Below are 22,063 nucleotides of genomic sequence, written 5' to 3'. Positions count from 1 at the left end.
ATGGCGGCCATGTTCGATCCCCAACCTAGAAAACCCAGCCTTAACGCAATCTGGAGCCGGTATTACAGTTTGGTAACATCACGCGGGCGTGTAGAGCGCCCGCGATTACTGTCCTTCCAGCTTTGCGGGCACCTCGCGCGAGGTCATCGAGCCCAGCACGAAGGCGAGGCTCGCCGCCGCGACAAGCGAGGCGGCATGGGCGTCGGCGCGCGCCTGCCGGGCATCGAGCAGCCCGCTATTGGCCATCGTCGCGGCGGTCACCGTGCCGAGCCCGTTGCGATAGGCGTCGAGCGCGGCGTCATAGGTGATGGCGGCGGCCTGTGCGAGCTTGGAGGCGGCGCGGTAGGATTCCAGCGCCGAGCGCAGCGTGTCCGCCGCCACCACGATCTCGCGCACCGCGAGGTCCTGGGTCTGGGCAAAGGTCGATTCGGCGATCTTGGCGTCGGATTCCGCCTTCTTGAGCTGGGCCGCGCGCAGGCCGGCATCGTAGAGCGGCACCGTCGCCCCGATCATCATGCCGGTGGTGGAGCCCTGCGTGCCGATGGTCGGCAGGCCGCCCGCGCTCAGATTGCTGTTCTGCGCCGCCGCCACCCCGGCCAGGAACACCTTGGGCATGAACTCGGCCTCTGCCGCCTTGATGCCGGCATGGGTGGCGCGCAGCGCGGCATAGCTCGCCAGCACGTCCGGGCGCTGCGCCAGCGCGAACTTGATCAGGGGCTCGGTCGGCAGTTCCATGGCGCCGGGCAGGGGGCGGCCACCGGAATCGGCGACCTGGATCACGGTGAGCGGCGAGATGCCCATGGCGGAAATCAGCGCCTGGTAGGCATCACGCGCCAGCCCCTTGGACTGCACCACCCGCAGCTCGGACTGGGCGACCTCCTGGCGGGCCTGCGCGGTCTCGACCGTGGTGCCGAGGCCCTTCTCCTCGCGCGCCTCCACCGCCGCCGCGATGGCGCGGCTATTGGCGAGCGCCTGCCGGGCGATCTTCTCGTTCACCCGCGCCGCGCCATACTGGTAATAGGTGCGGGTGACGTCGTAGATCAGCTTCTGGTGCATGCCGTTGAACGTGATGTTCGCGGCATAGGAGGCCTGCCTGGCGGCATCGAGCACCGCGCTGCGCTGGCCGAAATCGAACACCAGCCATTGCAGCGCCACCAGCGGCACCACGCCTTCCGCCGTGGTGTCGAAATAGCGCTGGTTGCCGAGCGGGGCCGGCAGCGGGCTGGTCACGGTCTGCCGCCCGCCGATCACGCTGGCAGAGATGGTCGGCAGGAAGGTCGCCTCCGTCACGCCGACCGCCAGCGCCGCCTGCCGCGCCTGTTCCCACGAGACGCGGGTGAGCGGGTTGTGGGCCTGCGCGACGTCGATCAGTTCCGGCAGATGATAGACCCGGCCCGGCACCAGATCAGGCTGGGCCGGCAGCACCGAGACCGCGGGATCGGCCGGCACGGCGAACCGGCGCACGCCGTCTGCGTCGAGATCGACCGAATGGCGCGGCCCCGGCAGCAGGGCGCTCGCGCCCTCCTCGCTCGGCTGCCACGGCTCGGAGGCCGAGCCCGGCGCGCGATCCAGCGCATTGGGGGCGCAGGCGGCAAGGCCCAGCAGCGCGAGGCCGAGCATGACGGCGCGACCGCGCGCAAGCGCGCCCGTCCATCCCTGCCTCATTGCGAAATCGCCTGCGTCCAACCCTCAGCCCGCCAGCAAAAGCCCGATCCGCGTCGCTCGCGTCCCGAGTTCGTCGCCGCCCCCCTGTTCAATAGGGGGGATGGTGCCAAGAGGCAAAGCCGCAGGGCCGCTTCCGGCCACGGCGGCCTCCCCCTGTTGCCGCAGCGCCACCCCGGCAGCGGCCAAGGCGGCGGCGATATCCTCGCGCCGCTCCGGCGCGATGAACAGGGAAGGCCCCAGCGCGCGTGCCTGCCGCGCGGCCTCAGTGAGCCGGCGGACCTCCGCGAGCGGCGGCTGGAGCCGGGCGGGCTCGAAGGCCAGAACCTCCAGCCCCGCCTCGGCCGCCGCCAGCTCGGTGCCAGCTTGCGCCGCGACATTCACCGCGCGCCGCCGCTCCTCCGGCGCCAGCGCCGCAAGGCCGGAGAGCAGCGACAGCGCGCTGGCGAGGCGCAGCCGCACGTCCTCGACCGCGCTTTTCGGCCAGACGCTGGTGAACACGACATAGACCACGAGGTTGCCGACCAGAATGCCGATCACACGGTCGCTGGCCACACTGAGATCGGTCGAAGGCTGGAAGCCGTTGAGCACGGTAAGCAGGAAGGCGAGGCCGATCTGCACGCCGGCATAGGAGATGCGCTCCGGGCCCGAGGAGACCCAGGCCGCCGGCAGCACGCCGAGGAACACCAGCACCATCAGCCCGTCGATCGCGGTCAGATGCGGCGCGATGAAGATGATCGAGGCGATCCCCATCGCCGCGCCCACCAGCGCGCCGGAAATGCGCAGCAGCAGCTTGTGCACGGTCTCGCCGGTGGTGCCGAGCGCGGCGACGTAGCAGGTGATCATCGCGGTGTGGATGCCCTGCCAGCTGGCGCTGGAATAGAGGATGTAGGCCACCACGGCGGCGGCGGTGACCTTGAGCGCATAGCGCTGATATTCGGGATTGCTGAAGGCGTCGGGCTTGAGGAACGGCACCTTGCGCGGCGCGGCACCGGCATCGGGCGGGGGCACCGCGAACTCGGCGAGCGCCTCGCCGATCAGCCCGAGCGCGCGGCCGGCCTGGCCGTCGGAGGCACGGCTGCCCATGGCCAGCTCAGGCGGCGCCGGTGGGACGGTCCGGGCGCGGATCGCCGCAGCGGCGGCACGGCAGGACGATGCCAGCGCGCGCGCCTGCGGCGAGCCGGCCCAGCCCTCGCCGGACTCCGGCAGCGCGGCGGCAGCCAGCAGCAGGCGGTAGCTGCTCTCCACCCGCGCGGCCAGAAGCCGGGTCGCCTCGCGGCGGGTCAGCCCCATCTGGCTGGACATCTGCGCGAGCTGGAACGAGGCGTCATTGCCCTCGCTGAGCCATGCGCCGAGACGCGCGCGCCCCGCCGGGCCCGGCCGCTCCAGCACATCCGCCACGGCGTTCAGCCGCGCCGCCAGCCGGCGGCGGATCAGGCGCTGCGGCGACCAGCCGAGCGCCAGGCAGAACACCACCATCAGCGCCATCGGCATCGAGGCCATCTGCCAGGCATAGAGCAGGCCGCGCGTCGCCACCTCACCGACCGGCACCATGTCGACCAGCGTCAGCACGAAGGCCAGCACCAGCGCAATGATCGAGCCGATCTCGCCCAGCGCGCTCGCGGCGCCGAAGAACACCGGCACGAAGGACAGGCCGATGATCGCCAGCATGCGCAGGATCTGCGATTCGATCGTCACGTTCACGATCGGCACCAGCAGCAGCACGATGATCGAGACCAGCACGATCAGCCCGAGCCCCTTGCCGACGCATTCCGCGCCATTGGGGTTCATCAGGAAGATGATGAGGTAGCAGCTCAGCGCCGGTTCGGGCACCTTGTAGACCATCGCCACCATCGCCACGATGGCGCACAGCAGCGCGATGCGCCACGTCATCCCGGCCCGCCCCTCAAAGGGGGAGAGATCGTGCCTCACCTGGGCGGCGAGGCCGGAAAAGGTCCAGCTAACAGCTCTTGCCATGATCGATCTGCACGATCGCGGAGGCGCCCACGCGCATCAGCCCTTCGGGAGGATCGAGAAGGCGCACCCGCACCGGGAAGCGCTGCGCGACACGCACCCAGTCCAGCGTCTTCGGCACATAAGGCAGGCTGCGCGGAATGTTGATCGCCTCCTCGGAGGCGACGCCCCAGCCGATGCCCTCGACCTTGCCGGTGATCGCGATCGAGCGGTCGGCCAGCGCGTAGACCGTGGCGCAGTCGCCGACCTTGATGTTGGCGAGGTCGGTCTCGCGGAAGCCGGCCGAGGCGAACCACGCCTCGGTGTTGATCAGCGTGAACACGGTCTGGCCGGTGATGACGAACTCGCCCGGCGACACCGACAGCCCGACGACGCGCCCGTCATTGGGCGCGCGCACCTGGGTGTCCGCCAGCGCCTTTTCGGCAATGGCGAGCGCGGCGCGGCGCGCATCCACCAGCGCCTCGGCGGCGGCGACGCTGCTCACCAGCGCATCGGCGGCCGCGGCCTGCTGCAGCGCCTGCCGCAGGCTGACCTCGGCGTCGCGCTTGGCGGTGGCCGCGTCGTCCACCTGCTGGGCGGAGACATAGCCCTTGGGGCGCAACGCGACGAGCCGCGCCAGCGTCTGCTCGGCCAGCGCCAGATTGGCCTGCGCGCGCGTCACCTGTTCCTGCGCGATCACGGCGTTGGACTGCTCCGCCTTGATGGTGCGGCGCTGCGTCTCCAGCGTCGCCTCCACCGCGCGCAGGTCAGCGGCGGCCTGATCCACGGCGAGCTTGAAGCTCGCGGGATCCAGCGCGAACAGCAGTTCGCCCTGTGCCACCTTGCCGTTTTCCGCCACGCCGAAGCTCTGGATGCGACCGGGCACGGAAGCGGCGACATGCACCACGTCCGCCGTCAGCACGGCGTCCTCGGAGAGCGGATTCAGCTCGGCATGGCGCAGATTGCCCCAGACCAGATAGGCCGCGCCGGCGATGATCGCGACGCTGACGATGACGCCGAGCGCGCGGGTGGGACCTTTGCCGGATGCTTCCGTCACGTTTCTAAAGCCCGAAGAGCAAGGAGGAGGCGAGGACGGCGAGCGCGACCGCGAGCGCGGTATACACCGCCAGCGGCCAGGGCAGCACGTCGTCGAGCCCGATACGGATGAAGACCAGCCGCGCGATGACCGCGCCGAAGATGCCGAGCGCGGCACAGAGCAGCCAGGCCGGAAAAAAGGCACCGAAGGCCGGGATGGCCGGCGCGCCCGCCACCTGAGCCACCGCCGGAGACGCCGCCATCGCTGCCGGCAGTGCCAGCAGGCCGCCACGGCGCCTCCACCCGCCACGTCCGGAGGGGACGGTGCGGGCCACCGCACGGACGGATCGGACAGGGGGATGACGGCACGATTCGGGCATCACGGACATGTCGGCCATCTTATACCGTAAGCCCCGCGGATTTCATCAACCGGCGTCCGGCACGGTTACGAAATGATCCGGACCGATGTGTCCCGGTGTCAGCCTGGGTCGCCTCCGATGGTCCCCGACGAGCCCGCTTCCTGCCGGTTTATGCTAAGCGGGTGTGAAGGCATCACGTAATCGACGAGGGATTTCCGCATGTTCGACCCGGACGAACTCGAATCGGCCCGGCTTCCCCGGAGCGAGACCCCGCGCGGCTTCTGGCTCGCGGAACTGCCGCATCTGGCGATTCTGGCTCTGACGGTCGCCGGCGTCGGCTATGTCAGCCTGACCCGACAGCCCATCGCGACCTATTGGGCCCTGCTTGCGGTCATCATCTGCGGCATCGGCATCGCCATCGGCTGGCCGCGCGCCCGCGCGAATGGCCGGGGCTGGCGGCTGGTCTGGACCCAGGCGCTGCACTGGGCGGCGTTCCTGATAGCCATGAGCCTGGTGTTCGCCCCGAGCGTTCAGGCCATCGCCAATGCCGACATCACCAGCCTGATCGTTCTGATCCTGGTGGCGCTCGGCACCTTCGTCTCCGGCGTACACACCGCCTCGTGGCGGATGTGCGCCAACGGGGTGGTGATGGCGCTGGCTGTGCCGACCATCGCCTGGCTGGACCAGTCCGCTTTGGTGATGGCGCTGTGCGCGGCGCTGGTAACCGGCATCGGCGTGCTGGTGCTGATTCGGTATTTCCGCGCCTGACGCCGTGGTGAAACGACAGATCCCATCCCGGGCCCGCGGCCGGAATGGGATCTGACAGTCACGAAAGCACCGGCGTCGCGTCTCAGGCCTTGAGCAGCGGATCCGGCTGGAAGTCGTGGCCGGGAACTTCGGCGACGCCCCAGCTGCGCTTCACCGAGTGGAAATGCACATCGCGCGCGCCATTGCTGGTCAGCGCCTCGATGATCTTGGCGTCCTTGGCGCCTTCCGGCGCATGCACCCACAGCAGGATGCCGCCATTGGCGATGTCGAGCCGCACGCGCTCGGCGTGGAACTTGCCGAAGGCGCGGCCGAGCAGCAGGCCGACCGTGCCGGCCGCCGCGCCGCTGCCGCAGACCACCGCGAGGGTCGGGATCAGCGCCAGGCCGCCGCTGGCGACCACCGCCGCCGCGCCGAGGCCGACCGCCAGCGCCGGGGCGCCCGCCGCCGCCGCAAGCCCTTCCGAGCGGGTGCCCGGCGAGACATAGGCGGCGTGCGGCACATTGTCCGCATCTTCCAGCTCCTTGACCGACTTGCCGGACAGCGTGCCGGCATCGGCGAGCAGGCTCATATCCTCCGGCGCGAGGCCAAGCTCCAGCAGCGCGTCGACCGCCTTGTTGAGCGCGGCTTCGCTATCGAAGAGCGCAACGGCCTCGCGCTCCTCATACATCTCTTCCCCAGCGACGTTTTCCCGGATGTCTGCGCTCATTTTCTTCCCCTGCGACATCGCCGTCGCGGCGCCGGCCGGGCCGCGCCCGCGCCGGGCGCACCGGACGGCTCCCTCTTCGGAAGGCACCTTAAATGGCGTCGCGCGTCGGGTGCAAGGCTCGGACACCGACGATCCAGCCGAGATGGAGCGGCTGCGGCGCCATGTCCGTGTCGGGACCCGCGTCGAAACCTCCGGGAAGCGCCCCGGCCGGCTGCGGCATCCCACAGGCCCGATCCGGCGCCGCTCAGAAATCGCGCAGCAGGCGCTCCAGATAGTCGAGTTCGAGCTGCGGACGGAAATTCTCGCCGAAGCGGCGGCGCAGTTCCTCCAGCACGCGGCGCGCGCGCTGCATGTCGAACTCGTCCGGCACCTTCACCGTGGTGTCGTCGCCATAGTCGCGGGAGCGCAGCGGGCGTCCGAGCGGGTCGTTGCGCTCGGCCATCTCGCCGGAGGGCGAGCCGGGGCCGCCATCGGGGCCGCCCTGCTGCTGCATCGCCTCGGCCATCTGCTGGGCGCCCTTGCGCAACGCCTGCAGCGCCTCGCTCTGCGCATCCACCGCGCCGGTGCCGTCGCCCTGGCCGAGCGCCTGCTCGGCTTCGCGCATCGCCTGCTCCGCCTCGCCAAGGCCGCCATCGCCGGGCTGTCCCTGCCCCTGCTGGCCCTGTTGACCCTGACCTTGCTGGCCCTCGCCGGGCTGGCCCTGTTCGCCCTTCTGCCCCTGCTGGCCGCGATTGCGCATGGCCTGCTGCATCTTCTCGCGCAGCTGGCGGAGCTGTTCGCGCAGCTGTTCCTGATTCTGCTTGAGCTCGTTGAACGCCTGCTCGCCCTGCTGCCCCGGCTCGCCCGATTCACCCTGCTGGCCGGGCTGCTGGCCTTCCTTGAAGGTGCGGTCGCGCAAGCGCTGCTGCTGGCGGATCATGTTGCCGAGCTCGTCCATCGCCTGCGACATCTGGCTCTGGCCGCGGCGCTGCTGTTGCTGCTGGCGCCCGGCCTGCAGGCCGTTCAGCATGTTCTGCAATTCGCTCAGCATCTGGCGGGCGCCATCGCGCGCACCGTTGCGGGCCATGTCCTCGATGCGGTCGAGCATGCGCTGCAAATCCTGCGGGCGCAGCGTGCGGGTATTCGGGTCCATGGGCTGGCTGGCCATGTCGCCATTGCGCTGGGCCTGCTCGGCCAGCGCCTTCATGAATTCCTGCATCGCCTCGCGCAGTTCCTGCGTCAGCTTGGCGATCTCCTCGTCGCTGGCATTGTTCTCCAGCGCGCTTTGCAGCGCCTCCTGGGCATCGCGCAGCCGCTTCTCGACATCGGACATCTCGCCGTCCTCGATGCGGACCGCGACTTCCCAGAGATAGTCCACCACCTCGCGCAGCTCATCGTCGTTGCGGGCGTTGGCGAGGCGCGTGGTCGCGGTGCGCAGGCCGAGATAATGCGAGACCTCGGGCGTGAAGCGCTCGGGCGCGATCGCTAGCGCGCGCAGCGCGGCCTCGACGCGCTCGCGCTCATTGACGTTGAGCGCGAGGTCGCGCCGCTGCTCGATCAGTGCGCGCGCCAGCGGATTGGAGAACACGCGCGCCGGCAGCACGATGTTGCGGGTCGGCGCCACGCCGACATTGCCGGCCTCGTCGCGCGCTTCCAGCGTCATCGCCACGCGGGCGCCGGCCCACGGGCTCTCGGTCAGGTCCTTGGTGGTCTGGCTGGCGCCGGAGCGGGTGCGCCCGCCGGGCAGCGGCAGCGCGAAATCGGGCGCCGCGACCAGCGGGCGCGGCTCCGGCCGGGGCGGGGCATTCTTCAGCGCGTGAAGCGACGGCGCGGGCGGCAGTGCCGCGAAGCGCGCCTGCGCGCTCACCACGCCGTAATCATCCTCCACCTTGTAGGCCAGCATCATCGCCGTGCGGCCGGAGGCCTGCGGGTCGCGCGCCAGCGCGATGCTCGGGGGTGCGTCGGGCTGGGCTTTGAAACTCCAGGCGATGCGGCGCCCGTCCGGCCCTTCGATCCGGGCCACGCCGTCCTGCGCGATCACGTAGCGCTGCTCGCCATTGGCGGCGCGGGCAGTGTCGGCCGGCGGCGTGGCCGCTGGCGCGCCTGCCGCCGGGGCCTCGCCCTCGGCCGGTTCCGGCAGCGCCGCGGCGATGCCGCCTTCGAGCGTGAGCCCGGCGCCCGGCAGGCCGGTGACGCGCACCACAAGCTCGCTGCCGGCCGGCACCGTCATCGCGCTCGCTTCACCATCCAGCGCGGCGACATCCCGCGGCTCATCGACCATCGCGGCGTTCTGTGCGGTCTCCTGCGAACGCAGGCCCGGCAGGATGATCGGCGCGCGGCCGGTATAGGCCGGCGGCGTCACCCAGGCGTCGATGCGGTAGGGGGTCGGTGGCACGCTGGCATGCCAGTCGAAAGCGGTGGCGATGCGACGCACATGGTCGCCCGGCGCCATGAAGAAGGTCGCGACCACGCCGAGCACCACCAGTGCCCGCACCGCGCGCGTGTCGATGGCGGCAAGGCGCGGCGAGGGCAGGCCGACGCGCAGCGCGCCGATCTGGCTCGACACCCGCGCCATGTGCGCGCGCCAGAGCGCGCTGGCTACCGGGTCGTCCGGCTTGCCGGCGAGATGGTCGGACAGGGCAGTCGCCGGGCGATGGGCCAGCCCGCTCTCGCGGTCGAGCCGGGACAGCGCATCGGCGTCCGAGGGAAGGCGGATGCGCAGAGCCGGGATCAGCGCGACCGCCAGCGCGACGGCGAACAGCGCAATGCCGATCATCCGGCCGGCGGGCGAAAGCACCAGCCACAGGCCGAGCCAGGAGGCGATGAGAAACACGCCCAGCGCGACGCCGAGCGCCACCAGCGCCGGCCAGACGCGCTCCCACAGCAGCGCGGCCTGGGCGCGTCGAAGCGCCCCCGCCATGCGCCGCTCGATGCGCAGAACCGTCGCGTCGGGCCCCGCCTCGCCGCTGTCCGATTGTCCTTCCGGTGTCGCCGTCACGCGTGCCGAGCCTCCGAAAACCAGCTCCGATACACCAGCCCCAGGGTCAACCTAGCATGAGCGGGCCCCGGCGCCAGCCCCGCCCGCCCGATCAAATTGCCTAGACGATCATCACCGCGTGAACGCGGGTAAAAAATGACCACCCACCGCCGCTATGGTCCTGACGCCGCCGCGAGCCAGGAATTCGGCGCCGGGTCAAGGCTTTGGCCCACGTGTGGCGCGCTGCACGAGCCCCTCAGGGCGGCGGCGCGGGGGCGCCTGGGGCGACGTTGCCGAACGCGCCGCCGAAGGGCGAGGGATTGCCCGGCGCGCTGCCCGAGGAGGCTGGCCCGGCGGGCGGCATGCTCGCGGGCGGGGCCGCCGGAACGGAAGGCGTCGCCGGCCCGACATTTCCGAAAGCCCCGCCGAACGGAGACGGGTTGCCGGGCGCACTGCCGGACGGTGCCGGCGCGGCGGGGGCCGGGGGTGCGGCGGGGCCGACATTGCCGAACGCGCCGCCGAAGGGCGAAGGATTGCCCGGTGCGCTGCCGGCCGCCGGCGCCTGCGGGCGGGCGGCGTTCTCCTTCATGCGCCGTTGCTGCTCCTCGATCAGCCGCTCCTGCTCGGCGCGCTTGCCCTCCATGATCCGGCCCTGGCAGGCGCCGGACTCATGGTGCATGCCGCCATAGACCGCAAAGCCGGCGAGACCGACCAGCAGCGCGAAAACGGTGAGCGGGTGCACGGCGAGCCGGCCGAGCCGGTTGGCGTATAGCCCGGATTTGGCCGGGCCGGCGACCAGCGCCTCGCCACGGCGTGTATAGGCCTCGTGCACGATCGCGCCGATCAGCGTCACCGCGATGATGATCACCGCCAGCGCCGAGAGCGAGGGGTCGGTGCCGTAGCGCACCTTGGAGGCCAGCGCGGTGGTGAAGGTATTGTCGGCGAGGATGGTGAAGACGGTGGTGTTGTAGTTCTCGAACGAGGCCAGCAGCGTGAGGAACGCCGCCGAGCCGATCGCCGGCCGCAGGAACGGCAGCAGGATCTTGCGGAACGCCTGCCCCGGTGTGGCGCCGAGATCGAGCGCGGCCTCGGTCAGCGTCGGGTCGAAGCGCTGCAGCCGCGCCGAGAAGATCAGCATGGCATAGGCGGCGATGAAGGTGACCTGCCCGATGACGGTCAGGAAGATGCCGTTGAAGAACAGCGTCGAGAAACCGCCGCCAAGCGAACGGCCGAGATCGCCCCAGAACACGATGGTGGAAATGCCGAGCACCACGCCGGGAATCAGCACCGGGGTGATCAGCACCGTGTAGAGCGCCGAGCGCAGGCTGGGGGTGATTTCCGCCAGCGCCAGCGCGCCGGCCAGCCCCAGCGGCACCGAGATCGCCACCACGCCGACCCCGATGATGATCGAGGTGACGAGACCCTGCATCAGCCGCGTGTTGGAGATGAGCACGCCGAACCAGTCGGTGGTGAAGCATTCCCACGGCGTGATGCGCGGGAAGGAAGACGAATTGAACGCCGTCGCCGACATGATCAGCAGCGGGCCGAACAGGAAGGCGAAGAACAGAAGCGTGTAGCCGACGGAAAAGACCCGTCCGGTGGCGTTTCCCGTGCTCATCGGCCGATCGCCCCGATCGGCACCTTGAACACCTTCATCATCAGCAGGACGAAGGCGAGGCAGGTGAACAGCAGGATGATGGCGTAGGCCGAGCCTCGCGCCCAGTCGCCGGCATCGTTGAACCATTGGTAGATCAGCTGTGTGAACCACAGGTTCGACGGCCCGCCGAGAATCTGCGGCGCCGCCAGCGCGCCGGCGGTCAGCATGAACACGATGGTCGCGCCCGAGGCGATGCCGGGCTTGGCGACGGGGAGCACGATGCGCCAGTGCACCCGCCACCACGCGGCGCCCATGTCGCGCGCGGCCTCGATCTGGTTGCGGTCCAGCGCCTCGACCGCGTTATAGATCGGGAACACCATCAGCAGGATGTAGGAATAGGTCAGGCTGGAATAGAGCGCGACATCGGCGCGGATGAAGTCGACCGGCGCGTCCCACAGGCCGAGCCCGAGGCCGATGCCGTTGATCAGCCCGGTGGCGCCAAAGATCACGCGGAAGGCGAAGGCGCGCAGGATCTCGTTGACCCAGAACGGCACGATCAGCCCCAGCACCATCAGCCGCGCGGCGACGCCGGTGGCGGAATGGGCGAGGATGAAGGCGATCGGGTAGCACAGCAGCACATCGATGAAGGTGACCACCACCGCCGCGAGGATGGTTTTGCCCAGCACCCACATGTCGAGCGTGTTCAGTCCGTCGCCGCCGCCGAACAGGAAATAGCGGTAGTTCACCAGCGTGTAGACGTCCGCCTCGCCGCCGCGCATGGGCGGGGGCAGGTTGTTGCGGAAGGAGTAGTCCAGCATGGCGAGCTGCGGCAGGGTGATCAGCACGATCACCCACACCAGCACGCCGATGCCGATATAGAGCGCGACGCCGAGCCCGTGCTTGCCGCTGAAGTCGCGGAAAATCCGCGCCACCGCGTTCACGCCCGCGCCCCGCTGGCCGGCAGCACGGTGCTGCGCGTGTGGTCATAGCTGAGGGCGATGCTCGTGCCCGGCGCCAGCGGCGCGCCGCCGCCCACGCGCGACAGCCGCAGCGGCGTGCCCGCGCCATCGAGGAAGACGTGGCGCAAATTGCCCTCGAACTCCTCCTTCACCACGGTGGCGGAGAACGCGCCCGCCGCTTGCACCGAAAGCTGCTCGGGCCGGACAAAAAGCAGGCACGCGTCCCCGACGGAGAAATGCCGCCCGCCGCCGGCCATGCCGGAAAGCGGCCCGAGCGGGGTGTCGAGCACCACGTCGAGCCCGGATTGCGACATCACCTTGCCAGCAATCGTATTGGTTTCGCCGACGAAACCGGCGACGAACGGGGTTTTGGGCCGCTCATAGATCGTCACCGGGTCGTCGATCTGCTCGATCACGCCGGCATTCATCACCGCCACCCGGTCGGACATGGTCAGCGCCTCACCCTGGTCGTGGGTGATGTAGATGAACGTCAGGCCGACCTGCTTCTGGATGGCGCGCAGCTCGGTGCGCATGTGCTGGCGCAGCTTGAGATCGAGCGCGGAGAGCGGCTCGTCGAGCAGCAGGATGTCCGGCTCGACCGCGAGCGCGCGGGCGATGGCGACGCGCTGGCGCTGGCCGCCGGAGAGTTCATAGACCTTCTTGTCGCCGAGGCCGGGCAGGGCGATCAGTTCCAGCAACTCGTCAGCGCGCCGGCGGCGCTCCTTGCGCCCGACGCCGCGCACTTCCAGCGGGAAGGCGATGTTGTCGGCGACGCTCATCAGCGGAAACAGCGCGAGATTCTGGAAGATCAGCGCGGTCGGCCGCTTGTTGGGGCCGACGCGCGCCATATCCTTGCCGCCGATCAGCACCCGGCCTTCGGTCGGCTCGATGAAGCCGGAAACGCAGCGCAGCAGCGTGGTCTTGCCGCAGCCGGACGGGCCGAGGAAGGAGAAGAACTCGCCGCCCTCGATGGTCAGCAGCGCATTGTCGACCGCTATATGCGCGCCGAACCGGATCGTCACATGGTCCAGCCGGACATCCCGCGTTGTCATGGGCCTCCGAACACTCGAAACTGAGCACGCAATTAAGAGGGCCGGCCCGGAACCTGTCCGGGCCGGAAGCTTGGCGGAGCGTGGGGCGTCCGCGCTCAGGCGCTCATGAACTTGTTCACGAACTCGGTGCGCGTCTTGGCGTACCAGGGCGCTTCGGCCGGCCAGGCGTTGAGCTTGGCCAGCGCGTCGCCCGGATAGGCGTCGGCGAAGTTCTTGGCATAGACCTCGCCGCCGAACTTGTCGGCGCCGATCACCGGCGAATTGTAGCCGTGGGTCTTGATCGCGGTGCCGGCCAGCTCGGGGTCGTAGCAGGCGGCGATGAAGGCATAGATCTGATCGGTGTTCTTGGCGCCGATCGGCATGGCGAGGCCGTCGATCCAGGCCATCGCGCCTTCCACCGGCGCGCGGTACATCACCGGCTCGCCGGCGGTCTTCAGCGCGATCGGCGGGCCGTCCCAGGTCTGGCCGACGATCACGCCCTCATTGAGCAGGCCATTCTTCTGGGTGTCGGCGTCGTTCCAGATCAGCTTGAGGTTCTTCTTCTTGGCGATGGCGGTCTCGGTCAGCTTGGTCCAGACCTCCTTCATCTTGTCCTCGCTGGTATAGGCCGCCCAGACCGAGCCGGGCGCCAGCTCGCCGCGCCGCTCCATGCCGAGGCCGAGGCCGAGGATGGAGGAATGCGCGCGGCCCATGGTCTTGCCGGCATTGGCCTCGTCCCAGGTGTCGTAATAGCTCGGGAACTCGCCCGCCGGGGTGAACTTGTCGGTGCGCCAGGCAATGCCTTCGGTGCCCCAGATATGCGGGATCCAGGCGGTGCCCTTGCCGCCGAAGTTCCAGTACTTGTCACCGATCGCCATGGCGGGGTTCACCTTGTCGATGGGAACGCGCTTCATGTCGAAGGGCTGCAGCAGGCCGAGATCGGCCCAGAGCGGGTTGCGGTTCACCGTCGGGGTCACGATGTCGAAACCCTGACCGTTGGTTGCCTTCATCTTGTTCAGGATGTCGTCGTTCGAGCCGATGCCGGTGAAGTTCACCTTGATGCCGGTCTTGTCGGTGAAGCTCTTGACGAAGCTCTCCGGCAGGTAGTCCGACCACATCATGATGTCGATCTCGCCGGAGGAGGCGAGGGCGCGCGGGCTGATGATGGCGGGCATGGCCACCGCCGCGCCGGCCGCTGCCGCGCCCTTGAGCAGGGTGCGCCGGCTGACGGATGCCTTGAACTGCGAACTGAACATCGAATCGCTCCGCGAATGAATCTGGATCTGGCGTCGGGTGCCAGATGCATGATCCATGCCGGAACCCCGCGCGGGCGGGTGACCTCCTCGTTCAGGACGAGAATTCGGTTTCGTGGCGCAGCGCGTCCTCGGCCTCGGGGTTGAGCGGGCGGGCGATGCGCTCGGGCGGCACCAGCGGCTCGGGCTCCATGGAGCGGCGCGGACCGCGGTCGATGCCCTCCTCCGCCTGCCGCCTGAGCCGTTCGAGGTCCCACACCCGCACGTCCTTCACCGTCGCCTGCGCCGTGTCGGCGTCGATGCCGTTGGCGCGCAGCGTCGCCTCGCCAAAGGCGAGCGCGGATTCGAAGGTCTCGCGCATCTCGAAGTCCACGCCCTTCGCCCGCAGCTCCAGCGCATGGGTGCGGTCGAACGAGCGCACATGGAGCCGCGCGGCCGGCACATGGGTCGCCAGCATGTCGACGATGCGATCGGCGGTATCGCGCCGGTCGACGCAGATCGCGATCACCCGCGCCCGTTCGGCGCCGGCGGCGCGCAGCACGTCGTAGCGGGTGCCGTCGCCATAATAGATGCGGAAGCCGAAGCGCCCGGCGCTCTGGATCATCTCGACATCGTTGTCGATGATGGTCACCTCCAGCCCGCGCGCCAGCAGGCATTGCGAGACGATCTGCCCGAAACGGCCGAAGCCGACCACCAGAACCGAACCGTGGGCGTCGCTGAAATCCTCCACCGGGTCCTGCCGCGCCTCCCGGCGCTCCAGCCAGCGCGCCAGATGCTCGCCCACCAGCGCCACCGGCGGACCGAGCATCATGGTCATGGCGGCGCAGGCCGCCAGCATCGCCGCCTGGTGCTCGGTAAGCAGGCCGAGGCTCAGCCCGATGGGGAACAGCACGAAGGAGAACTCGCCCGCCGAGGTGAGTACGGCGCTGGCGCGCACCGCATCGGCCTCGGTGCCGTGGGCGACGCGGAACACCGCCCAGATCGACACCGCCTTCACCACCGTGACCAGCAGCGTGCCGGCGATCAGCAGCGGCGCGTTGGCGAGCACGATATCGAGGTCCATCGACATGCCCACGCCCATGAAGAACAGCGCGATCAGCAGGCCGCGAAATGCGTCGACATTGGCTTCCAGCTCATGGCGGAAGCTGGATTCCGACAGCATGACCCCGGCGAGGAACGCACCGAGCGCCATGGACATGCCGACCGAGGCCATGATCGCCCCGGCGCCCAGCACCACCAGCAGCGCGGCCGCGGTCATCACCTCGCGCGCGCCGCTCTGGGCCAGCACGCGGAAAAGCGGGGTCAGCAGATAGCGCCCGGAACCGATGACCACCGCCAGCGCGGCCAGCACCACCAGCACATGCTGCGCCGCGTCCAGGAAGGACTGGTCCTCATGGGTGCCCGGCGCCAGCAGCGGCATGAAGGCGATCAGCGGCACCACCGCCATGTCCTGGAACAGCAGCACCGCGAAGGCGCGCTGGCCATAGGGCTGGGTGAGCCCGTTCTTTTCCTCCAGAAGCTGGAGCGCGATCGAGGTGGCGGAGAGCGCCAGCGCCAGACCGGCAATGATCGCCGCGCGCCAGTCGAAGCCGTTGCCGGCATAATGGGTGAGCAGCGCGATCGCACCGCCGGTCAGCACGAGCTGCATGGTGCCGAGGCCGAAAATGGCCTTTCGCAGCGCCAGCAGCCGCGAAATCTGCAGTTCGAGCCCGATGATGAACAGCAGCAACACCACGCCGATCTCGGCCACGGTGATGATGCGCTCGGGATCGTTGAAGGCGCCGAGGCCGGACGGCCCGATGGCAACGCCCGCAATCAGGTAGCCGACGATCGGCGACAGTCCCAGACGGCGCGCGACCGGCACGGCGATGACGGCGGTGGCCAGGAAGATCAGCGCCGCGATCAGAAAACCTTGCCCGTCCGCATGCATGTAGTGTCCGCTCCCGCGATCCGTCCCGCCCCTACCCGCTTGCTCCCTCCAGATGGCGGAACAATGGTGCACTGCGGCGCGAAACGGTCACAGAGCTTAACCCAGCCGGACATTCCGGCCGTGTGGGGTGCGGCGGACGATTTGAGCAGGTTTTGGCGGCGCGGGTGAGAGGCCGGGGCCGCTACTTTTTCGCGGCCGCACGGCCGGACGGTGGAAATCCGGCCGTCCGCACGACGCCCATGGCTCGGGCGCCCGCACGCATCGCCGCGCTCAGTGATGGCTGCCGGTCGGGCCGGGGGGATGCTCGGTCGGGTGAGCGGCGGGAATCGTGTCGCGCGAGACCGGCGGCAGCGTCTTCAGCGCCTCGAACACCACCGGCATCAGGCCTTCGCCACCATGGGCGATATGGTCTTCCATCTTGGCCCGCATGCGGGGGTCCCAGAAGTCCCTGATGTGCTTGGCGATGCCGGGGATGATCTTCGCCTCCGGCTGCGCCGAGAAGAACGTGCCGATCTGGTTCGCCATATAGACGAGGCGGTCCATGGTATTAGCCGACATGGGCGACCAACTCCTTCTCTTCCCCGCTGGTCGCGATGCGATGGGGGTGGGTAAAAATCTCGAAACCATCGTCGCGGGCGATAGCCACCAGCGTGATGCCCGCCGCCGTCGCGGTACGCACCGCCAGCGCGGTGGGCGCGGAGACCGCCACCAGCACGGTCGCCCCGAGCATGGCGGTCTTCTGCACCATCTCGATCGACACCCGGCTGGTCAGCAGCACGAGGCCGCCTTCGGCGTCATGCCCCTTACGGGCAAGATGACCGACCAGCTTGTCCAGCGCGTTATGTCGCCCGACATCCTCGCGCACTGCGACCAGACCCGCCGCCGGCTCCCAGAACGCGGCGGCGTGGACCGCGCGCGTCTCGTGGTTCAGCAGCTGAGCCGGCGGAAGCGAGGCCACCGCCCGTGAAATCTCCGCCCGGGTGAAGCTCCGGCCCGCGCCGACATGGCGCGACGGCTTCACCGCAAGCTCAAGACTCTCAACGCCGCACAGGCCGCAACCGGTGGGACCGGCGATCTGCCGGCGCCGCGCCGCCTGCCGGCCGGCAAGCTCCTCGTCCAGCCAGAGCCGGACCTCGACGCCGCTGACCCCGGCCTCATCCTCGTCGAACTCGAGCACTTCGAGCGACAGGATATCGGAGGGCTCGGCGATGACGCCTTCGGTGAGGCTGAAGCCGACCCCGAAATCCTCGAGGTCCGCCGGCGTGGCCATCATCACGGCATAGGTCGAGCCGTTATGGACGATGGCGACCGGCGTTTCCTCGGGGATGGCCCGCGCGCCGTCCCGCACCCCATCCGGGGTGCAGGCCAGCCGCGCGACGCGCGCCACGGGCGCAATCATGACAGCGACCTGCCGCTCACTCCGCCGCGACGGCGATGCGCCGGCTCTGGCGGGTGAAGGCGTCGTAATCCTCCTGCCATTCCGACGGGCCGTTGGAGCGGGCGATCTGCACCGCGGTCACCTTGAACTCGGGGCAGTTGGTCGCCCAGTCCGAGAAGTCCGTGGTCACGACGTTGGCCTGCGTGCCCGGGTGATGGAAGGTGGTGTAGACCACACCCGGCGCCACGCGGTCGGTGATGTCCGCGCGCAGGGTGGTGGAGCCGGCGCGGCTGTCGATGCGCACCCAGTCGCCCTGGCGCACGCCGCGCTGCTCGGCATCGTGCGGGTGGATCTCCAGCACGTCCTCGGGATGCCACGCCACATTAGCGGTGCGCCTGGTCTGCGCGCCGACATTGTAGTGCGAGAGGATGCGGCCGGTGGTCAGCAGCAGCGGGAAGCGGGCGCCGGAGCGCTCGTCCGTCGGCACATATTCGGTAACGACGAACTTGCCCTTGCCGCGCGCGAAGCCGTTGATGTGCATGATCGGCACACCTTCCGGGTTCTGGTCGTTGCACGGCCACTGCACCGAGCCCATCTCGTCCAGCTTCTTGAACGACACGCCGGCGAAGGACGGGGTCAGCGCCGCGATCTCGTCCATGATCTGCGCCGGGTGGGTGTAGTTCCAGTCGAGGCCGATCGCCTTGGCGAGCATCTGGGTCACTTCCCAGTCGCCATAGCCGTTCTTCGGCGCCATCACCTTGCGCACGAGCTGGATGCGGCGCTCGGCATTGGTAAAGGTGCCGTCCTTCTCAAGGAAGGTGCAGCCCGGCAGGAACACATGCGCATAGGCCGCGGTCTCGTTCAGGAACAGGTCCTGCACGATCACCAGCTCCATGGCCGCGAGGCCGGCGGCGACATGCTTGGTATCCGGGTCGGACTGGAGGATGTCCTCGCCCTGGATGTAGATCGCCTTGAAGGTGCCGTCGACGGCGGCATCCAGCATGTTGGGAATGCGCAGGCCGGGCTCGGCGTCGAGCGGACGGCCCCACATGGCTTCGAACGTCGCGCGGGTGGCGTCGTCGGAGATGTGGCGGTAGCCCGGCAGCTCATGCGGGAACGAGCCCATGTCGCAGGAGCCCTGCACATTGTTCTGGCCGCGCAGCGGGTTCACGCCGACGCCGCGACGCCCGATATTGCCGGTCGCCATGGCGAGGTTGGCGATCGCCATCACCGTGGTCGAACCCTGCGAATGCTCGGTGACGCCGAGGCCGTAATAGATCGCCGCATTGCCGCCGGTGGCGTAGAGCCGGGCCGCGCCGCGGATCAGCTCCGGCGCCACGCCGGTGAACTTCGAGACCTCTTCCGGCGAGTTCTTCGGGTCGGAGACGAAGGCCGCCCAGTCCTGGAACTCGTCCCAGTCGCAGCGCTCGCGCACATAGGCCTCGTTCACCAGGCCCTCGGTGACGATGACATGGGCCAGCGAGGTGACGATGGCGACATTGGTGCCGGGCTGCAGCGGCAGGTGGTAGTCCGCCTTGATATGGGGCGAGCGCACCAGATCGATGCGGCGCGGATCGACCACGATCAGCTTGGCGCCGTCGCGCAGGCGTTTCTTCATGCGCGAGCCGAACACCGGGTGGCCGTCGGTCGGGTTGGCGCCGATCACCAGGATGACGTCGCTGTCCTCGACCGAATCGAAGTCCTGCGTGCCCGCCGAGGTACCGAACGCCTGGTTCAGGCCGTAGCCGGTCGGCGAGTGGCAGACGCGGGCGCAGGTGTCGACATTGTTGGTGCCGAAGCCGGCGCGGATGATCTTCTGGACGAGATAGGCTTCCTCATTGGTGCAGCGCGAGGAGGTGATGCCACCCACGGCCTTGCGGCCATAGCTGTCCTGGATGCGCTTCAGCTCGGAAGCGGTATGGGCGATCGCCTCGTCCCACGACACTTCGCGCCACGGGTCGGTGACCTTCTCGCGGATCATCGGGTTGAGGATGCGGTCCTGGTGCATGGCATAGCCCCAGGCGAAGCGGCCCTTCACGCAGCTATGGCCGCGATTGGCCTTGCCTTCCTTCCACGGCACCATGCGCACCACTTCCTGGCCGCGCATTTCCGCCTTGAAGGTGCAGCCGACGCCGCAATAGGCGCAGGTCGTCACCACCGAATGCTCGGGGGTGCCGATCTCGATCAGCTTCTTCTCGGAGAGGGTGGCGGTCGGGCAGGCCTGCACGCAGGCGCCGCAGGACACGCATTCCGAGGTCAGGAACGCTTCCGACTGGCCGGGCGACACCCGCGAATCGAAGCCGCGGCCGGAAATGGTGAGGGCGAAGGTGCCCTGAACCTCTTCGCAGGCACGCACGCAGCGATTGCAGACGATGCACTTGGCCGGATCATAGGTGAAATAGGGGTTCGACTCGTCCTTGGGCATGACGAGTTCGGAGGTCGGGGCGAAGTGGTTCGCGCCCTCCATGCCGTAGCGCACTTCGCGCAGGCCGACCGCGCCGGCCATGTCCTGCAATTCGCAGTCGCCATTGGCGGCGCAGGTCAGGCAGTCCAGCGGGTGGTCGGAGATGTACAGCTCCATCACGCCCTTGCGCAGCTGCGCGAGGCGCGGGGTCTGGGTGTGCACCTTGATGCCCGGCGCCACCGGCGTGGTGCAGGAGGCCGGGGTGCCGTTGCGGCCCTCGATCTCGATCAGGCAGAGGCGGCAGGAGCCGAAGGCGTCCAGCATGTCGGTGGCGCAGAGCTTGGGGATCTGGGTCCCCATCTCCATCGCCGCGCGCATGATGGACGTGCCTTCCGCGACCGTGACTTCCACGCCGTCAATGGTGAGCGTCACCATCTTGTCGGTGCGGGGGGCGGGCGTACCGTAATCAATCTCATGGACGAGAGACATGATGCGTCCTCCTCATTCGGCGGCTTCGAGACGGCGCGGGGTATCGCCGAATTCTTCAGGGAAATGGGTCAGAGCACTCAGCACCGGATAGGGCGTGAACCCGCCCAGCGCGCACAGCGAACCCAGCTTCATGGTCTGGCAGAGGTCCTTGAGGACCACGAGGTTCTGCTCGACCTTCTCGCCACTGGCGATGCGGTCGATCACCTCGACACCGCGCGTCGAGCCGATGCGGCAGGGCGTGCACTTGCCGCAACTCTCGACCGAGCAGAACTCCATGGCGAAACGCGCCATCTTCACCATGTCCGCCGCTTCGTCGAACACGACGATGCCGCCATGGCCGATCAGCGCGTCCTTGGCCGCGAAGGCCTCATAGTCGAAGGGCAGGTCGAACTGCCAGGTCGGCACATAGGCGCCGAGCGGGCCGCCGACCTGCGCGGCCTTGACCGGGCGGCCGGAGGCCGTGCCGCCGCCAATGTCGTTCACCAGCTCGCCGAGCGTGATGCCGAAGGCGGTCTCGAACAGGCCGCCGAACTTCACATTGCCGGCGATCTGGATCGGCATGGTGCCGCGCGAGCGCCCCATGCCGAAATCCATGTATTTCTGCGCGCCATCGGCCAGGATGTGCGGCACCGCGACCAGCGAAAGCACATTGTTGATCACGGTCGGCTTCTGGAACAGGCCCTTATGCGCGGGCAGCGGCGGCTTGGCGCGCACCGTGCCGCGGCCGCCTTCCAGGCTGTCCAGCAGCGCGGTTTCCTCGCCGCACACATAGGCGCCGGCGCCCATGCGCACTTCCATGTCGAAGCTGTGCTGCGAGCCGCCAATGTTCATGCCGAGCATGCCATGGGCGCGGGCGATCTCGATCGCCTTCTCCATCGCCCAGATGGCGTGCGGATATTCCGAACGGGTGTAGACGAAACCCTTGGTGGCGCCGACGGCGATACCGGCAATGGTCATGCCTTCGATGAGCTGGAAGGGGTCGCCTTCCATGATCATGCGGTCGGCGAATGTGCCGGAATCGCCCTCGTCGGCGTTGCAGACGATGTATTTGCGATCCGCCTGGGCGTCCGCCACCGTCTTCCACTTGATCGCGGTCGGAAAGCCGGCGCCGCCGCGGCCGCGCAGGCCGGACTTCTTGACTTCCTCGATGATCTCCGCCGGGCCGAGCTGGAGCGCGCGCTCCAGACCCTTATAGCCGCCATGGGCGACATAATCCTTGTAGGACGCGGGATCGATGATGCCGCAGCGGGCGAAGGTCAGCCGGGTCTGGCGGGCCATGAAGGGATGCTCTTCCGGCTTGCCGATGCGCAGGCCGTGATCGCCGCCCTGCAGCAAGCCGGCCTCGAACAGGCCTTCCACGTCGCCTTCTTCCACCGGGCCGTAGCCGATGCGGCCGGCCGGGGTCTCGACTTCGACCAGCGGCTCCAGCCACAGCATGCCGCGCGAGCCGGTGCGCACGATCTCGACGGCCTGGCCGCGCCGGAGCGCGGCGGCCTCGATGGCGGCAACCACCTCGTCGGCGCCGCAGGCGATGGCGCAGGCGTCCTTGGGAACAAAAAGCCGAATGCTCATGGAACCAGTGC

General features: G+C 69.0%; 16 protein-coding genes. 1 reads left to right on the top strand and 15 read right to left on the bottom strand.

Going from position 1 to position 22,063, the window contains the following annotated elements:
• Positions 1–105: 105 nt before the first annotated feature.
• Genes MKI84_RS16270 through MKI84_RS16255 form a run of 4 tightly spaced genes read right to left on the bottom strand, consistent with a single transcriptional unit; the run spans position 106 to position 4,913 of the window.
• On the bottom strand, positions 106–1,665 hold the full coding sequence (locus MKI84_RS16270; protein ID WP_241621261.1) for a TolC family protein: 1,560 nt from the start codon (positions 1,663–1,665) through the stop codon (positions 106–108).
• 24 nt (positions 1,666–1,689) lie between these two features.
• On the bottom strand, positions 1,690–3,639 hold the full coding sequence (locus MKI84_RS16265; protein WP_241621259.1) for an FUSC family protein: 1,950 nt from the start codon (positions 3,637–3,639) through the stop codon (positions 1,690–1,692).
• Complete coding sequence (mdtN, locus tag MKI84_RS16260) at positions 3,623–4,672, bottom strand: multidrug transporter subunit MdtN (protein ID WP_241621257.1); 1,050 nt, start codon at positions 4,670–4,672, stop codon at positions 3,623–3,625. Before mdtN ends, MKI84_RS16265 begins: the two co-directional genes overlap by 17 nt.
• A gap of 4 nt (positions 4,673–4,676) precedes the next feature.
• A complete protein-coding gene (locus tag MKI84_RS16255) occupies positions 4,677–4,913 on the bottom strand; it encodes a YtcA family lipoprotein (protein WP_241621255.1) in 237 nt (78 codons plus the stop codon).
• Between the two features lie 315 nt (positions 4,914–5,228).
• Between MKI84_RS16255 and MKI84_RS16250 the strand changes: the two genes are divergently transcribed.
• Positions 5,229–5,777, top strand: a complete 549-nt coding sequence (locus MKI84_RS16250) for a hypothetical protein (protein ID WP_241621253.1) — start codon at positions 5,229–5,231, stop codon at positions 5,775–5,777.
• A gap of 82 nt (positions 5,778–5,859) precedes the next feature.
• Here the strand turns inward: MKI84_RS16250 and MKI84_RS16245 are convergent, their stop codons facing one another.
• The 11 genes from MKI84_RS16245 to MKI84_RS16195 all read right to left on the bottom strand — a co-directional run bounded on the left by MKI84_RS16245 (position 5,860) and on the right by MKI84_RS16195 (position 22,052).
• Complete coding sequence (locus MKI84_RS16245) at positions 5,860–6,483, bottom strand: hypothetical protein (RefSeq protein WP_241621251.1); 624 nt, start codon at positions 6,481–6,483, stop codon at positions 5,860–5,862.
• Between the two features lie 244 nt (positions 6,484–6,727).
• Positions 6,728–9,460, bottom strand: a complete 2,733-nt coding sequence (locus MKI84_RS16240; protein WP_241621250.1) for a TIGR02302 family protein — start codon at positions 9,458–9,460, stop codon at positions 6,728–6,730.
• 235 nt (positions 9,461–9,695) lie between these two features.
• Positions 9,696–11,057 carry an ABC transporter permease gene (locus MKI84_RS16235; RefSeq protein ID WP_241621248.1) on the bottom strand — a complete coding sequence of 454 codons (1,362 nt, stop codon included), beginning with the start codon at positions 11,055–11,057 and terminating at the stop codon, positions 9,696–9,698.
• Positions 11,054–11,968: an ABC transporter permease gene (locus MKI84_RS16230; RefSeq protein ID WP_241621246.1), complete on the bottom strand. Its 915-nt coding sequence runs from the start codon at positions 11,966–11,968 to the stop codon at positions 11,054–11,056. Before MKI84_RS16230 ends, MKI84_RS16235 begins: the two co-directional genes overlap by 4 nt.
• Before the next feature lie 5 nt (positions 11,969–11,973).
• Positions 11,974–13,047: an ABC transporter ATP-binding protein gene (locus MKI84_RS16225; RefSeq protein WP_241621244.1), complete on the bottom strand. Its 1,074-nt coding sequence runs from the start codon at positions 13,045–13,047 to the stop codon at positions 11,974–11,976.
• Positions 13,048–13,142: 95 nt separating this feature from the next.
• Positions 13,143–14,282 carry an extracellular solute-binding protein gene (locus MKI84_RS16220; protein WP_241621242.1) on the bottom strand — a complete coding sequence of 380 codons (1,140 nt, stop codon included), beginning with the start codon at positions 14,280–14,282 and terminating at the stop codon, positions 13,143–13,145.
• 91 nt (positions 14,283–14,373) lie between these two features.
• A complete protein-coding gene (locus MKI84_RS16215; protein WP_241621241.1) occupies positions 14,374–16,209 on the bottom strand; it encodes a monovalent cation:proton antiporter-2 (CPA2) family protein in 1,836 nt (611 codons plus the stop codon).
• 270 nt (positions 16,210–16,479) lie between these two features.
• Complete coding sequence (locus MKI84_RS16210) at positions 16,480–16,767, bottom strand: formate dehydrogenase subunit delta (RefSeq protein ID WP_241621240.1); 288 nt, start codon at positions 16,765–16,767, stop codon at positions 16,480–16,482.
• A complete protein-coding gene (gene fdhD, locus MKI84_RS16205) occupies positions 16,757–17,608 on the bottom strand; it encodes a formate dehydrogenase accessory sulfurtransferase FdhD (RefSeq protein WP_241621239.1) in 852 nt (283 codons plus the stop codon). The genes MKI84_RS16210 and fdhD overlap by 11 nt, the downstream gene beginning before the upstream one ends.
• A gap of 16 nt (positions 17,609–17,624) precedes the next feature.
• Positions 17,625–20,480 carry a formate dehydrogenase subunit alpha gene (fdhF, locus tag MKI84_RS16200; RefSeq protein WP_241621237.1) on the bottom strand — a complete coding sequence of 952 codons (2,856 nt, stop codon included), beginning with the start codon at positions 20,478–20,480 and terminating at the stop codon, positions 17,625–17,627.
• A gap of 12 nt (positions 20,481–20,492) precedes the next feature.
• Complete coding sequence (locus MKI84_RS16195) at positions 20,493–22,052, bottom strand: formate dehydrogenase beta subunit (RefSeq protein WP_241621280.1); 1,560 nt, start codon at positions 22,050–22,052, stop codon at positions 20,493–20,495.
• Positions 22,053–22,063 lie beyond the last annotated feature (11 nt).

Source organism: Ancylobacter gelatini (genome assembly GCF_022601675.1).
GTDB lineage: Bacteria > Pseudomonadota > Alphaproteobacteria > Rhizobiales > Xanthobacteraceae > Ancylobacter > Ancylobacter gelatini.
This window is presented reverse-complemented; position numbering and strand designations above follow the sequence as displayed.